At 57.4% G+C, this 14,046-nt stretch carries 7 protein-coding genes and 1 pseudogene; 2 read left to right on the top strand and 6 right to left on the bottom strand.

Annotated features, from left to right (window positions below; genetic code table 11):
• Together AC1DSG_RS18750 and hmgA are read right to left on the bottom strand one after the other, a co-directional pair.
• Window positions 1-410 (bottom strand): annotated as a pseudogene (locus AC1DSG_RS18750) (fumarylacetoacetase); the annotation flags it as partial.
• A 3-nt stretch (window positions 411-413) separates the two neighbouring features.
• Window positions 414-1,718, bottom strand: a complete 1,305-nt coding sequence (gene hmgA, locus AC1DSG_RS18745) for a homogentisate 1,2-dioxygenase (protein WP_477792218.1) — start codon at window positions 1,716-1,718, stop codon at window positions 414-416.
• A 164-nt stretch (window positions 1,719-1,882) separates the two neighbouring features.
• On the opposite strand from hmgA, the gene AC1DSG_RS18740 reads away from it, so the two are divergent.
• Window positions 1,883-2,677: an IclR family transcriptional regulator gene (locus tag AC1DSG_RS18740; protein WP_477792217.1), complete on the top strand. Its 795-nt coding sequence runs from the start codon at window positions 1,883-1,885 to the stop codon at window positions 2,675-2,677.
• 33 nt (window positions 2,678-2,710) lie between these two features.
• Here AC1DSG_RS18740 and AC1DSG_RS18735 read toward each other — a convergent pair whose 3' ends face one another.
• From AC1DSG_RS18735 to AC1DSG_RS18720, 4 genes are all read right to left on the bottom strand, one after another.
• A complete protein-coding gene (locus tag AC1DSG_RS18735) occupies window positions 2,711-5,101 on the bottom strand; it encodes a dermonecrotic toxin domain-containing protein (protein ID WP_477792216.1) in 2,391 nt (796 codons plus the stop codon).
• A gap of 166 nt (window positions 5,102-5,267) precedes the next feature.
• Window positions 5,268-7,829, bottom strand: a complete 2,562-nt coding sequence (locus AC1DSG_RS18730; RefSeq protein WP_477792215.1) for a LuxR C-terminal-related transcriptional regulator — start codon at window positions 7,827-7,829, stop codon at window positions 5,268-5,270.
• 141 nt (window positions 7,830-7,970) lie between these two features.
• On the bottom strand, window positions 7,971-9,338 hold the full coding sequence (locus tag AC1DSG_RS18725) for a DUF1329 domain-containing protein (RefSeq protein ID WP_477792214.1): 1,368 nt from the start codon (window positions 9,336-9,338) through the stop codon (window positions 7,971-7,973).
• Window positions 9,339-9,361: 23 nt separating this feature from the next.
• The gene (locus AC1DSG_RS18720) at window positions 9,362-11,155 is read right to left on the bottom strand and encodes a DUF1302 domain-containing protein (protein ID WP_477792213.1); all 1,794 of its coding nucleotides are present in this window, start codon (window positions 11,153-11,155) and stop codon (window positions 9,362-9,364) included.
• Window positions 11,156-11,942: 787 nt separating this feature from the next.
• On the opposite strand from AC1DSG_RS18720, the gene AC1DSG_RS18715 reads away from it, so the two are divergent.
• Window positions 11,943-14,046: S-type pyocin domain-containing protein (locus AC1DSG_RS18715; RefSeq protein WP_477792212.1), on the top strand; the 2,104-nt coding region annotated here is incomplete at its 3' end.

Raw genomic sequence — 14,046 nt, 5'->3', positions numbered from 1 at the left:
ACGTAGAAGTCGGTGTAATCGTTGATTTTCGCTGGCAGGTGCATCGTGCAATCGGCCGCCAATGGCAGCAGTTTTGCGCCTTGGGCTTCGATCTTGCCGTGCAGGGTGCTGCCTTCTTTGAACAGCTCGATCAAGCGCTCACGCAGGGCAACACGAGCATCGCGGCCCAGCTCGAAGTACGCATTCAACTGACCGCCACGGGTCGCTTCAACAGCGGTACGAGCGGCGCCATCGAACAGGCCCGCTTCCAGTGCTGCTTCCAGATCAAAAATATGCTCGCCAATCGCCACGCCGCTGCGCGGGGCAGAGCCGTTTACGCTGAACACACCCAATGGCAGGTTTTGCAGCGGGAAATCGGCATGGCCGTTGGCGGAGGCAACCCAGCTACGAGTGATGGTTGTCTGAGTCATGGGTTATCTCCGGGTCGGGTCGAAAGTGGCGGGCAACGTGGCCCAGCAAGCATCGTAATTAGTTTGCAGTTGCGGGCAATCCAGTGCGAAACGGCTCGGGCGCAATACCTGGCTGGTCTCGAACATGAAGGCCATGGTGTTGTCGATTTTCGCCGGTGCCAGTTCCGCGTTGATCGCCTTGGTGCAGGTTTCGCCATCAGGGCCATGWGCGCTCATACAACTGTGCAAGGACGCGCCACCGGGCACGAAGCCTTCGGCCTTGGCATCGTACTCGCCCTTGATCAGGCCCATAAATTCGTTCATCAGGTTGCGGTGGAACCACGGTGGACGGAAAGTCTTCTCGGCGACCATCCAGCGGGGCGGGAAGATCACAAAGTCCAGATTGGCCAGGCCATGCACGCTGGTTGGCGAGGTCAGGACGGTGAAAATCGACGGGTCCGGGTGATCGAAACTGACCGTGCCGATGGTGTTGAAACGGCGCAGGTCATATTTGTACGGCACGTTATTGCCGTGCCAGGCGACCACGTTGAGCGGCGAATGATCGAGCTCGCAGCCCCACAACTGGCCAAGGAATTTCTGCACCAGCGTGGTCGGTTGTTTGAGGTGTTCGTAATGCGCAACCGGCGTCAGGAAATCCCGTGGATTGGCCAGGCCGTTGCTGCCGATCGGCCCCAAGTCTGGCAGACGCAGCGGTGCGCCGTGGTTCTCGGCGACGTAACCGCGCGCTTGAGGGTCGAGCAGCTCGACGCGGAATTTCAGCCCGCGTGGCAGCACGGCGATTTCCAGCGGCTCCAGCTCCAGCACGCCGAGTTCGGTGGCGATGCGCAAACGGCCGAGCTCCGGCACCAGCAGCAGTTCGCCATCGGCGTTGAAGAACACCCGCTCCATGGAGCGGTTGGCGCGATAGCTATGGATGCTGATTCCGGTCGGTTTTTCCGCCCCCGAGTTGGCGGCCATGCTCACCAGACCGTCGATGAAATCGGTCGGCTCGCTCGGGATGTCCAACGGATTCCAGCGCAGGCGGTTCGGGGTTACTTCACCTAATGGGCCGCCGGCCAGTTGCCGATCCAGTTTGACGAACGCCGGGTGGTTGGCCGATGGCTGAATGCGGTACATCCAGGTACGCCGCGCTTCACTGCGGGCCATGGTAAACGCGGTGCCGGAGAACAATTCGGTGTAGAGGCCATACGGGGCTTTTTGCGGGGAGTTCTGGCCGACGGGCAATGCGCCGGGCAACGCTTCACTGCTGAACTCGTTGCCGAAGCCAGACTGATAAGCCAGCGCTGGCGCGGTTGAATCAGGGTTCATGGAGCCTCCTGAACAGGGAGAAGGCGATGACCTGTCGCTCTGTTGCAGAGGTTCGGCACGCCCGGGTTATTTTTATCGTAATCTGATTACGCATAACGTAATTTGATTGGTATTGACCGTCAAGCTATAAAGACGCCCATTCGTCCCGGGATCAGACCGCCTCCATGGAAACGCCGCGCAACAACGACAAGCAAAAAGTCCGCTCGGCCGAAGTCGGCACCGACATTCTCAAGGCCTTGGCCGAGTTGTCGCCCTCTACCTCGCTTTCGCGCCTGGCCGAACACGTGCAGATGCCGGCGAGCAAGGTTCACCGCTATTTGCAGGCGCTGATCGCCAGTGGTTTTGCCGAGCAAAACACCGCCACCAACCACTACGGTCTGGGCCGTGAAGCATTGCGCGTGGGGCTGGCTGCACTCAACAGTATGGACGTGCTGAAAGTCGCCGCCCTGCCCTTGGCCGAGCTGCGCGATGAACTGAACGAAACCTGCTTTCTGGCGGTATGGGGCAATCAGGGTGCGACCGTGGTACACATCGAACCTGCCGTGCGCGCGGTGACGGTGGTGACGCAATTGGGGTCGGTGTTGCCGTTGCTCAGTTCATCTACCGGCCTGGTGTTCGGTGCATTTCTGCCGAAACGGGAAACCGTGGACTTGCGCGAGCAGGAACTGCAAACCGCAACCGCCCATGCGCTGGCGGACGATCAAGCCTATGCGGCGTTGTGCGAACAGATCCGCGAACGCGGCCTGCACCATGTGCATGGTTTGCTGATGCCCGGTGTCGACGCATTGTCGGCCCCCGTGTTCAATGCGGTCGGGAACGTAGCGGCGGTCATGACCATTGTCGGCCCGACCTCGTTGTTTCACGCCGACGAAAACGGCCCGGCGGCGCAGCGTTTGCTAGCGGCGACACGGGCCGTAAGTTGGCGGATGGGGTATCAAGCCGACGAGGTCAGTCGCTGAGCCAGACGCGACATCAACGCTCAGTCATTACCCTTACCTGATGGTGGTTTTGCTGGTGATGCTCTCCGGGTCGTCGAGAATTTCCTGAATGACCTCCAGCGCCCGCTCATGCAATCGGGGCTGCCCGGATATTTCAGCAAACAGTTTTTCCACGGTATACACATCACCCAGCAAACCGATCAGGTTTTTCTGTACTGCAGTGGCCCCCGATTTCCCCAGACCTGCCTTGCCCAGGACCGCCAACTCAATCACAGCATTTTTGAAATGGTTCAGAGCTTTGGATCGATTGCCCTCGGTATAGGCATGAACACCTTGCACCAAATTCTGAGTAAGCAAGGCGACGCTCAATGCGATACCGACGGGGGCGTAAACAATGGCGATGACACTCACCGCCGATACCACAGCGTTGTAAACCAGGCCCGTGATAATCTCTTCAAGGGTTTGCGTTTTCTCGTCGACATCGGAAATGACCTTGGTCAACACGTCGTAATAGCACCAGTACAAATCTGTGACGCGACTATTACGCTCCAGTGTCGGCGCCTCGGTGAAGTTGGCCTGCTGCTCAAGACCCGTCAGATATGCACCAGCCTGTGGCTGATATTTCCCAAACACCCGATCATAGAAGTAGTCGCCAAGGCCGCGGGTTTTCACCGCGCTCACGAAGTCCTTGAACGGCCGCAGTTCGCAGCCATCCGGAGCATCGGGCGTATACAGATATTCCTCGATCTTCCCCGCAACATGCAGCCTGAAGACAAACGCCCCGACAACAAGACGACCCCTTAGATGCAGTTTGAACAGCGCACTGTGACGCACATCGCCAGGCGCCTCGCCCGAAGGACTGGTCTCTTGCGGTTGATCGAACGCCTCGACGACCTTCACCAGCTGCTCGAAGTGTGCCTTGGTCACTCGACCTGTGAACAGCGCCTGCATGATTGCCACGCGCATCTGGCGTTGCATGATCGCCATGGATAACTGCTGCTTGAAATAGCCTTTGGAGCGGTCGATGTAATTTGTCCGCAACATGTCGATGTACTTTTCGCCCGGACGCAACACTCTCGAGTGTAAGGCGAGATCGTTGATATGGAGATTACTGATAGGCGGGTGGCCAGCCTCCACAGTAAAACGCGGGTAATGGGACTTTTCGTTCTCCGCGTAAAACACCACTTCGCCGACAATTAACTGCGTCAGCGTCATCCTTTGTGCCAGCGTAATTTCCACATAAATCTGATCTGGGTTGATCTCAACACGCTCGCCTTTACTCAGAAGGTGTTCTTCTACTCCTTGCTTGATCAGTTGATGGCAAAAACGCTCATAGCTGACAAAACCACCCTCGCGTACTTCAATTGTTTTGAGTGCGCGGAGTTCGCAATTGATCCGGGTAAAATTCTGGCGTTGCTGATCGGTCGCGGTGCGATAACCATAGGGAATGTGATTTTCTTCCTGCACCATGAGCCAGGCCCGATGGTTGTAAACAATCGGATTCAGAATTTCGGACCCTGAGTAAGGGGTAGGCGCGAGCGCCACACCTCGCCACAGACTGGGCAGTTTGAAGACCTGTTTCAGATAACCGCTGACTGCCTCGCGATCCACGGCATGGGAGCGCCAGAGCAGATAGTCGCGCCCTTCTGGCATTTGCGTCCATCCACCGATATCAAGACTCAGTCGCCTGAGGGAGGGCAGTTCGTACCAGTCCTGCCCACCCGGCGAATCCGGTGCATACAGAAGCCAATCGTCCCCGCTGGGATTTTGGCTGCCGATGGTCAGCAGTTCCAGGAGTGGACGGGTATCGTCGCGCAGTTGCAATGGCGCGATCATGAGGGTCGCATCCCCGTCCACCGCACGTTGAACTCGTTGAAGACTGTCGTCGCCGAGATGCCCCTGGAGCTTCGCGCCAAAGGCACTCAGCAGCAATTGATGCCGCGTGACACGTGTCATGGCGGCAAGCACCTCACTGCGCTGGAACATAGCCCGAAGCTCAGCGCCATAGGCAGCGCGCACGTCTTCCGTCAGCACTTTCTCCAACCATTGCTGGTTCAATCCGGAAGGAAGATCCTCACCGACAAAGGTGATCCACCCCCGCCAACCTTCCTCATGCAGTCCACACAGCAGCAAATCCGTCAGAGAGCGTTTGTCCTCCTGCTCGACCCGGCTCCCGGCCACATCGAAGATGTAACGGCTGGTGGTCATCAGGTGGTCGGGATCCAGCGTGCTGCCAAATTCCAGTTGCAGCAACTGACTGGCAATGCTTTTCGCGTAGGTCTGCAGACTGGCGTGTGCTCCCAGTTGTTTATCCAATTCGGCCTGGCTTGCAATCAACTGTTTTTCCAGTTCATCAAAGTGGAATTGTTCATTAATACTGGCACGCCCAAGCCATTGCGGACGATCGCCGTTATCAATGGGTAGATACTTGTTCATCATATTCATCGTGTTGCCCTTAGTAATATAGATAACAAAGCGAGGACCTCGCCCAATCAAACTAATCCAGGACAACACAACACCAAAGCAATTAAACAATACCAACCATCACAACCGAAACCGCATGCAACACCAAAGTCTTTACATCACACGCACTGTTTGTCTTGAGCTATTTTCAATCCCACAACCCCAGCAACTTAGCCTTAGCCACCGCCTGCGTTCTGCGTTCAACCCGTAACTTTCCATGTATGCGCCGGGTGTGGGTTTTAACAGTATGTAATGAGATAAATAGCGAGTCGGCAACTTCTTGATTTGAATGACCAAGCGCAATCAGCTTCAGTACTTGCAGCTCGCGTTGACTTAATGTTTCCGTTGCATCCGTGCGACTGCACATTTGGTTGCAAGACAAGAGAGTTTCCTGTTCATCCAACAACAATAACGGCTGACGCTGGCGCAACTCATTTAATACTTGGGGTGCCTGATACCGCGCAACGTTACGCAAACCCTTCTGCAACATATCGATAGCCTTCGCGGTTTGACCGTCAAGCCACAGCACTTCGGCCAAGGCCAATTGCAATTCGGTGGTGAGTGCCCACATTCCACGGGCCTGCGCCTGGTTCATCATTAGTTCAAGATGTGCCGCAGCATCGATTGCATCCGGCTCTGACCGAGCCCTGGCGATGATCAACAAATATTCGATGCGCGGAATCAGCTCTAGTGTGGCCGGAGGCGCCTGCCGCGCCTGCGGCCCGCGATAGTGCTTGAGCACCCGGCTCAAGGCTTCGCACGCGAGTTCGGCGCGCCCCTGTTGCAACCAGAAATGACTGCTGACTTGCAGCAGAACGCCCCTGTAAACAGTGTCCGGAATCTGCCGCTGTTGCATCAATCGCTCGGCATCGCGCAGGCGGACAAAGGCTTGCCCATAATCGCCCTGATTAGCCGCCAATTGTGCCAGACCCAGAAAGCCGTAAAGCACGCGTTTATCGTGGCTGCGCAGGCAGTCCACCAGGCCGGACTGAAAGAATTCGGCGGCACGCTCATCTTGTCCCTGGCTTAGGGCCAGCCGACCACGACGCAATGCGATTCGCCCCAGCAACGGGACAGGTCGCTCCGAATGCTGACTCAACAGCTCATGGATATTCGCGAGCAGACTTTCCGCGCGCCGTGGAGCGCCACGCTGTTCAAGCAACTGCGCATGATCGAGTTCCAGGAGCCCTTCAAAAACCAGCGATCCTTGTGCACGCGCCAGGCACAGGGCGTCACGATTCATCGCCTGCGCGACGTCAAGCTCGCCCCGCAACAATGCCTGCTGAGTCAATCCCGACAAGCACATCACACGCACCGTCCAGAGCTCGGGGCCGAGGTCGTTCAACGCATCGAGAAAATGTGCGCGCGAAGCGTCCATCCGCCCCTGCAAATGCAGTAACCACCCCTGTTGCGCCTGCCACCGTGCAACCAGCTGGCGCTGCAAAATCGCCGACGGCTGCGGAGTGAAACGCGACAACTGTTCGATGCATTCGGCGGCTTGCTCGAATCGCCCGGCAAACAACGAGGCTGCCGTGATCAAGCCGACCAGTTGTGGTGAGCCGAACATAAGCTCTTCGCCTTGATGCTCATACAAACGCAACAACAGCACGACGGTCTGTTCCTCGAACAAGTGCTCGAAACTGAAGTGCTGCAACAAACTCACGGCGACTTCGAATTCTTCAGCCAGCAACGCCTGTTCAAAGGCCGCTTTCCAGTCCAGTTCAGTGGCGAACCACTGGCAGGCACGACGATGCCAAGAGCGCCCGGCAGGCCATTGTTCATCGCGCATCAAATGCGTAAGCGGCGGGAAAATCTGTAGCCAGTCGGTGGAATCTTGCCAGGGTTCGATAAAGCACCCCAGCTCCTGCAAGGTCTTGAGGCATTGCGCACCCTCACCCGCGCCAAACAGGTGATCGCACAGCCGTGCATTGAATCGTGGCAAATGCGCGAGCACCCGCCAGACCTCGGTCAATTCCGGGGTCAGGGAGGTGAACAGTTCATGTTCAAGGTAATCGAGCAACGTGTCCGCTCGACCGTGCAGCGCGTCGTTGCGTGACCAGTCGCACTTTTGCAGCAGCGCCACGCGAACCCCGGCGCACCAGCCGCCGCTGTGCTGGATAATCTTGCTGGCGGCGGTGTGGGCAYCGGCCGGCGTCAGGTGCTGTAACAGCGAGGCGATTTCAGTTTGATTGAAGGCCAGCGTGGAGCACTCACATTCGAACAGTTCGTCATCGAGCAACAACCGCGGCCAATTGCATTGCGGGCGACGGCGGGTCCCCAGCCACCAGGTCAACATCGGGCTGCTGATGGCTAGCATGCGATCGAGCAGCAGGTCGAGTTCCGGGTTTGGCACGCGGCAATAATCGTCAAGAAACAGCCAGGTTGGCGATTGCAAACGAGCCAGCGCGCGCAGCATCGCGGCCTCCTCCGAAGACGCCAGCCCCAGCGACTCCRCCAGACGCTGGCGAAAGTCCTCCACGCTCATGGCGACACCCGACAGCGGCAACCAGCACACCCGGCACTGCGGCGGTGCCTGCAACAGGCAGTCGGCGAGCAGCGCCGACTTGCCACTGCCGGCAGGAGCGCAGATCAATTTCACCCGCGCGGTCGATGCCAGCAACGGCTCGCTCAAGCGATCACGCGACAGGTGATGCGAAGAAAGACGGGGCAAAAATCCAGATCGTTCCAGACATAGAGTCATGGCGGTCATTGCGGGGTGCCTTTTTATAATTGTGGGGCAACCCTAGACCTGTCTAACCCGCTTGTTGAGAAGTATTCAGGACGCTGATTGGCGCCCATAAAAAAAGGCGACCACCCGGTCGCCTTTTGCCCTGCGTCTGTATCGACCTCCTTACCGGACACCCTCGGCACGCAACGCCGATGGCGTGAAGTCGGCAGCCTTGGCTACGAAGCCAAACTGGTAACTGTGTTTCTCTTCGTTCTTCATTCCAAGCGCGATGTATCGACCGGCAATAATGTCGTAGAGCGCTTCCAGCGTATAAGCCTGAGCCTGGTGATCGTAGACGTACTCAGAATGCCCCTCAGCCACTCGCCACAATTGACCGCGACCGTCGTAGTGATCCACCAGCGCTGCTTGCCAGCTGTCTTCGTCGATGTACATGTGGCGCTTGGCGTAGATATGGCGCTCGCTCGGCTTGACCGTACCGATCACTTCCCAGACACGGTGCAGCTCATAACGGGTCAGGTCCTGATTGATATGGCCGGCCTTGACTATGTCGTCGTATTTGAGGCTCGGCGAGTCGAGTTTGTAGCTGTTGTACGGGATGTACATTTCCTTCTTGCCGACCAGTTTCCAGTCGTAACGATCCGGTGCACCGGAGAACAGGTCGAAGTTGTCGGAGGTGCGCAAACCGTCAGATGCGGTACCCGGTCCGTCATAGGCCACTTGCGGGGCGCGACGTACACGACGCTGCCCGGCGTTGTAGATCCACGCCAGACGCGGTTCCTTCACCTGATCGAGGGTTTCGTGCACCAGCAGCACGTTACCCGCCAGACGCGCCGGCGCGGTGACCGACTGTTTGAAGAAGGTCAACACGTTGGCAGCTTTGTCCGCGTCCAGATCCTTAATCAGTTCCGGGACGGAGATTTCTTCCTCGAAGCGGATCGGCGTGTAGCTGCCGTTCGTTTGCGGGGTCACTTGGGTGATGATGCGTTTGATGTTGCCACCGTGGTAACGGGTGATGTGGTTCCACAACACTTCGACGCCGTTCTTGGGAATCGGGAACGCGTAGTAACGTTCGCCCGTGAAACCCGTCAGGCCGTTACCGTCGTTGATGGTGGACGTATTCAGCGCGCTGCGCTTGGCCGACTCGTAGATTTCCGGCGGCACGGCCACAGTGCGATGAGTCGGGTAAACCGGGATCTTGTAGGTTTGCGGGTAACGCTTGAACATCGCCACCTGACCGTCCGATAACTTGTCCTTGTACTTGTCGACGTTCGCGGCGGTGATGACAAACAGCGGTTTTTCGCTGGCGAACGGGTCAGACAGGAAGCCTTTGCTGTCCACCGGGGCGGCGTTTTTCGGGAGACCACCGGTCCAGGCGGGGATCGAGCCGTTGGCATTGCCAGCCTTTTCGGCGCCCAGCGGTGTGAGGCTGGTGCCGAGTTKGTTCGCTTCATCCGGCGAGACCGCCGCCATCACGTTGACAGCCAGCAAGCTCAGGGCCAGGGCGCCGCATTGCAAAATCATCTTACGCATTGAAATTATCCTTCTCAGCCAGATCAGAAGTTCACGCCGAAGCTCAGCGCCACGAAGTCGCGGTCTTCGAGGACGTTGTAGTTACCGCCAAAGAAGTCGGTGTAACTCAGGCTTGCGGTATAGGTATTGCGGTAGTCGGCATCGACGCCCGCGCTGACCGCCTTGGAGCCTTTGTTGAACACCCCGTTGGGGGCGTAGCCGGCGACGTCGTGTGACCACGACAAGTTGGGTTTGAGGTTGACCCCGCCAATCACGTTGGCGTAGTCAAGAATTGCCCGGGCGCGGTAGCCCCAGGAGGTAGAGGTCACGAAACCTTCGGTGTCGCCGGCGAAGCCGTACTGGCCGTAGACCGAGTCGCGGCCATAACGCAGTTCGCTGCGCGGCTCCAGACCACCGACGAATACCGCTGCCGCTTCACCGACAATGGTCAGGCGTTGAGCGCCCAGCACCTGGTCGAAGAACTGCGTCATGGTGCTCTGGATTTGCGTGACTTCCTTGCGGCGATAGCCTTTGTTGTCGCCACCCGGTGTCGTGACGATGGGCGATGCGGCACCGCCGGCAATCGGGTTGATCAAGGCCAGGGTCAGGTCGTTGGTACTGACCTGCACCGGTGCGTTGGGGCGATAGCTGATCTCCCCGCTCCACGCGGTGCCCGTCGGCAAGGTGGTGGAGAAACTGGCGCCGTAGAGTTGAATGTCTTCCGGGTAATCGAGGTAATACTGACCACGACCCAGCATCACACTTTGGGCCAGACCCGCACCGCTACCCGGTGCCAGACGGTTGGCAACGGCGACCATGCCCGGCAGGCTGGCCAGTGTCGACGCGCCGGCCGTGACGGTGCCGACATTCGGTGTGCGGCTGTGGTAGTTCATGAAATACAGGCCGTACTCGGTGTCATCACCGAGCCAGCGCAAGGYGGTACCCCACTGTCCGGAATCCCGCGCATCGCGGTCGCCGCCACGGGGAACGACCACACCTTCGCGGGTAACCAGAATCGGCTGGCCGAACGCTGCGGCCACCGGCGCCAACGGAGCAATCGCGGGACTGCCGACGGTGTAATTGTTGTTGCAACCATCCGCCACTACGTCGACAGCGAAGAAGGTGCCGCAGTTGTCGACAACAGTCTGGTCCCACTCCAGTTGGTAGAACCCGTCGACCGAGAGCTGATCCGTCAGGCCTTGGGAGACGTACAGCATGTTCACCGGAATCAGGCCTTCCTTGATTTCGGCCCCCGGACGTCGAAACGCAGAAACGTCCACCGGGTTGATGCTGTTGATCGAGTTGCCGATGAAGGTACTTTCACCCCAGCTCACCACTTGCTTACCGGCGCGCACGCTGCCCGGAAGGTCGGCGATGGCATAGTTGTGATAAACGAAGGCGTCGAGGATTTGCCCGCCAGAGGATTTGGCGCCTTCCTTACGGCCGTTGTCACTGATTGGCTTGAACGGGCGGGTTTCGTCCTGCAACTCGAAGTCGTACCAGTACTTGCCGCGCACGAACACACCGGTGTCGCCATACTTCAGTTCGAGGTCGTGGATGCCTTTGAAGATCTTGGAGAAGGTTTCGCCCTTCTCGAAGTTCTGGCGCCCGTCATCACCGGTCGATGACTGCCCGGTCCCGCCGTTGACAGTGCCCACCAAAGCATCTTTGGCATCGCGCATGCCCCAACTCGCGCCGACGGAAAGTGAGGAGTCAAACGTCCCCTCGATCTCCCCGATATTGAATGAAACAGCCTGCGCCTGGGCACAGCAACCCAAGGCAACCGCAGCGACCAGCGAGTGCGGTGTGAAGATGGCGCGCATTGTTGTTTTTGTCATGCGTCTTCCCCGGTGAGTGACAGAAGGCCCCACCCTACTGCCGCAACCCGGGAGCGATAAGCGCACCAAGGAGGTATTCGTGGAGTACCTCTAAAGGATGAATGGCCAGACAGGACGCGGGTTTGCGCGGGGTATGGATGGGCTGGATGGCGGGTTATCAGTCAGATGCATGGGTGAGGTTAAATCCGACTTGTAGCAGCTGCCGAGCAACRCGAGGCTGCGTCCGGCTGCGCAGCAGTCGTCAATTGCCCTGCGATTTTCAAGAGATTTCGTGGGGGAAGGTTTACGACTGCTGCGCAGCCGGACGCAGCCTCGYGTTGCTCGGCAGCTGCTACAGGTCCTGACAACCCTGGACTGTTGCCCAGACTGCAAAACTGCATGTCGTGAATCGCTATTTTTCCTTTGGGCCAAGCGACTTATTCTTGCCGGGCTTTCACGGTGAACAGCCGGTTAGCACGAAGCGATGGTGAGTGATCATTCCACGCCATTGGCGACAGATTTCAGATGAATCGACGCTCTATCGATTGATCGCCCGGTGTTCTCTGACGTTGATTTGTAGCTCCTGATCCAACGTCTTACTTTGGCCGCTGCGTTTGCAGCGGCCTTTTTTATGGGCAAGACAAAAAGAACTTTCTGAATTTAACGCGGGATAAATCGTTCGATCCGGAAAAATGTAACAACTACTTACCACCTAAAAAGAAAGTGCCTACACGCTTCACAGACCCAATATTTTCACCTCTGACATAAGCTTTTTTCAGCGAGCAACAACCACTTATGGAAGAACAACATGTCAGAGAAGCAAGGTCCCCCACATGATTTACCGGTATCACATGTTATCGGAGAGCTTGGCACAGTTTACTTGCCGACCACTTATGTTGGTGCACAGCCGAAGCCTGGAACAGATCCGAAAGGCGGCGGATTCCGAGTGCCGCCGACACGCCCCGGAATTGGCTCCGGCCTCACGTTAAACGAAGGACTTCGGCGCGAAACCCGCGACAACATCAAAGTTACGGAGAACTCCGTAAAGAATGAACACAGTGTAAAACTTCAAAACTTGCCAGGATCGACAGAAATCGACTTGGCAAACCTGAGAGTTCAATATCCGGCATCAATAACGAGTCCAACACAAGCATATCAACACGAACTCAACATCAGAAATATATTAATCCAACAAAGAACAGCCGAACTACACACTCAAACCTCAGTAGCTAATTCCTTCTATGGACACAGCCCAATCGGCAAAACAATTGGTGATTATTTAGCCAAAGCACAAACGCTTGAAAGACCTGTAACACCTCACGGGCCCGTTTATGCAAGGTGGGTGGCCTCCTATAAAGCCGCTTACTCTGCAAATTTTCTAACAGATCAAATTCAACTTTTACATGCCCAACAAATACACGTGCAGAACCTTCTTGCCGCTGCTCAAGCGCAAGAACAACGACAGCTAGAAGCGCAGCGCGCAGCTCATCGAGTGGCGGCTGAATTGGCGCGCGTAAATGAAGAGGCTGCGGCAAGAGCTCAAGAGCAGGCGCGACTTGCCGCTTTGGAGAACGCGCGGCGAGTGGCGGAAGCACAGGCTCGAGACCAAGCAAGACTGGCCGCATTGGAAAGCGCACGGCAATTGGCGGTTGAGCAGGCGCGGATTGCAGCAGAAGCGGCAGCCCGGCAGGTCGCTGCGGAACGGGCGCTTCTCGAAGCACAAGCCGAGGTCAAACGGCAGGAAGAAAAGGCACGCGAAGAACAGGAGGAAAAAGAAAGGAAGGAAGCCGAAGCCAAAAAACATGCGCAAGAGCTCGAACGATTCAGAGCGATGGTTGCGATGTTCAAAGCTTGGGAAGCCGCCAAAGCGAGTCGGCCGTTTCCCGTATCAGGCCGGTCTGCCGCAGCGGGGCCGGTGTTCACCTTGGCCTCGGGGCGCCTCGCCACTGGCGTAGTGACAACCCAAGCCGTCAGGTCCGCACTGCACACCGCAGTTGCCGCAGTAACAACAGCGGGCACCGCCGCGGCAAGCGCCGTACTGGTCGGATTTGCGGCGCTACTGTTCCCTTCGCCGCTGGCTGACGGTGAAAGACGTCAGTTGAGCACCCCGCTTTCGGATCTTGTCCCCGACGACTTCCATACCTGGAACCTCGCTCTCACCGAGTTCCAGCCCAACGAGCTCCACGCCTTAAGCATCCCGCTCTCGGATCTCGCACAGGGCAATCTTGATGACCTGTATGCAGTAGCCCAGGTCGATGGAGAGGTCAGGCTGCCGGTAGCGATCGGCTCCAGATCAGTGGGGAACATAACCGAGTTCGTTGTCGCTGCCACAAACGATACATCGATACCTGGCAACGTCCCGGTGCGACTCGCCACTTTCGATCCAGCCGCTAATGCATACAGGTCTTACAACCCGGATGCCCCGTCCATCGGCATGACCTGGACGCCTATCGTCAAGCCGAACAACGCGTCAACCACCCTCCCCGCAAGCGAGCAGAACATTGCCGTTTATGACGGCACTACCCCAACCGCCCTGGAAGGAAGGTTGGATGAGTTTCCAGTACTGGATTTGTACAGCTTTGGTGGGTTTATTACCGTCTTCCCGGCTGAGTCGGGTATCCCCCCGATTTTTACAATGTTCAGGGATCGACGGAACGAACCCGGTGTTGCCAGTGGTTCTGGACAGTCGATTTCGGGAAATTGGTTGGGTACGGCCTCGATGTTGGGAGGTGCGCCGATCCCGATGCAGGTCGCAGATAAACTACGAGGGAGGGAGTTTTCGAGCTTCAAAGCGTTTCGAAGAGAATTTTGGAAGGCGGTCGCAAATGATGAGGTCTTGATAGAGCAGTTCACCATCTTCAATAAATTTGACACTAGAAGGGGACTATCTCCTAGCGCTCTCCCATCGGAGC

The sequence above is a fragment of the Pseudomonas sp. P5_A12 genome (genome assembly GCF_056400685.1).
This window is presented reverse-complemented; position numbering and strand designations above follow the sequence as displayed.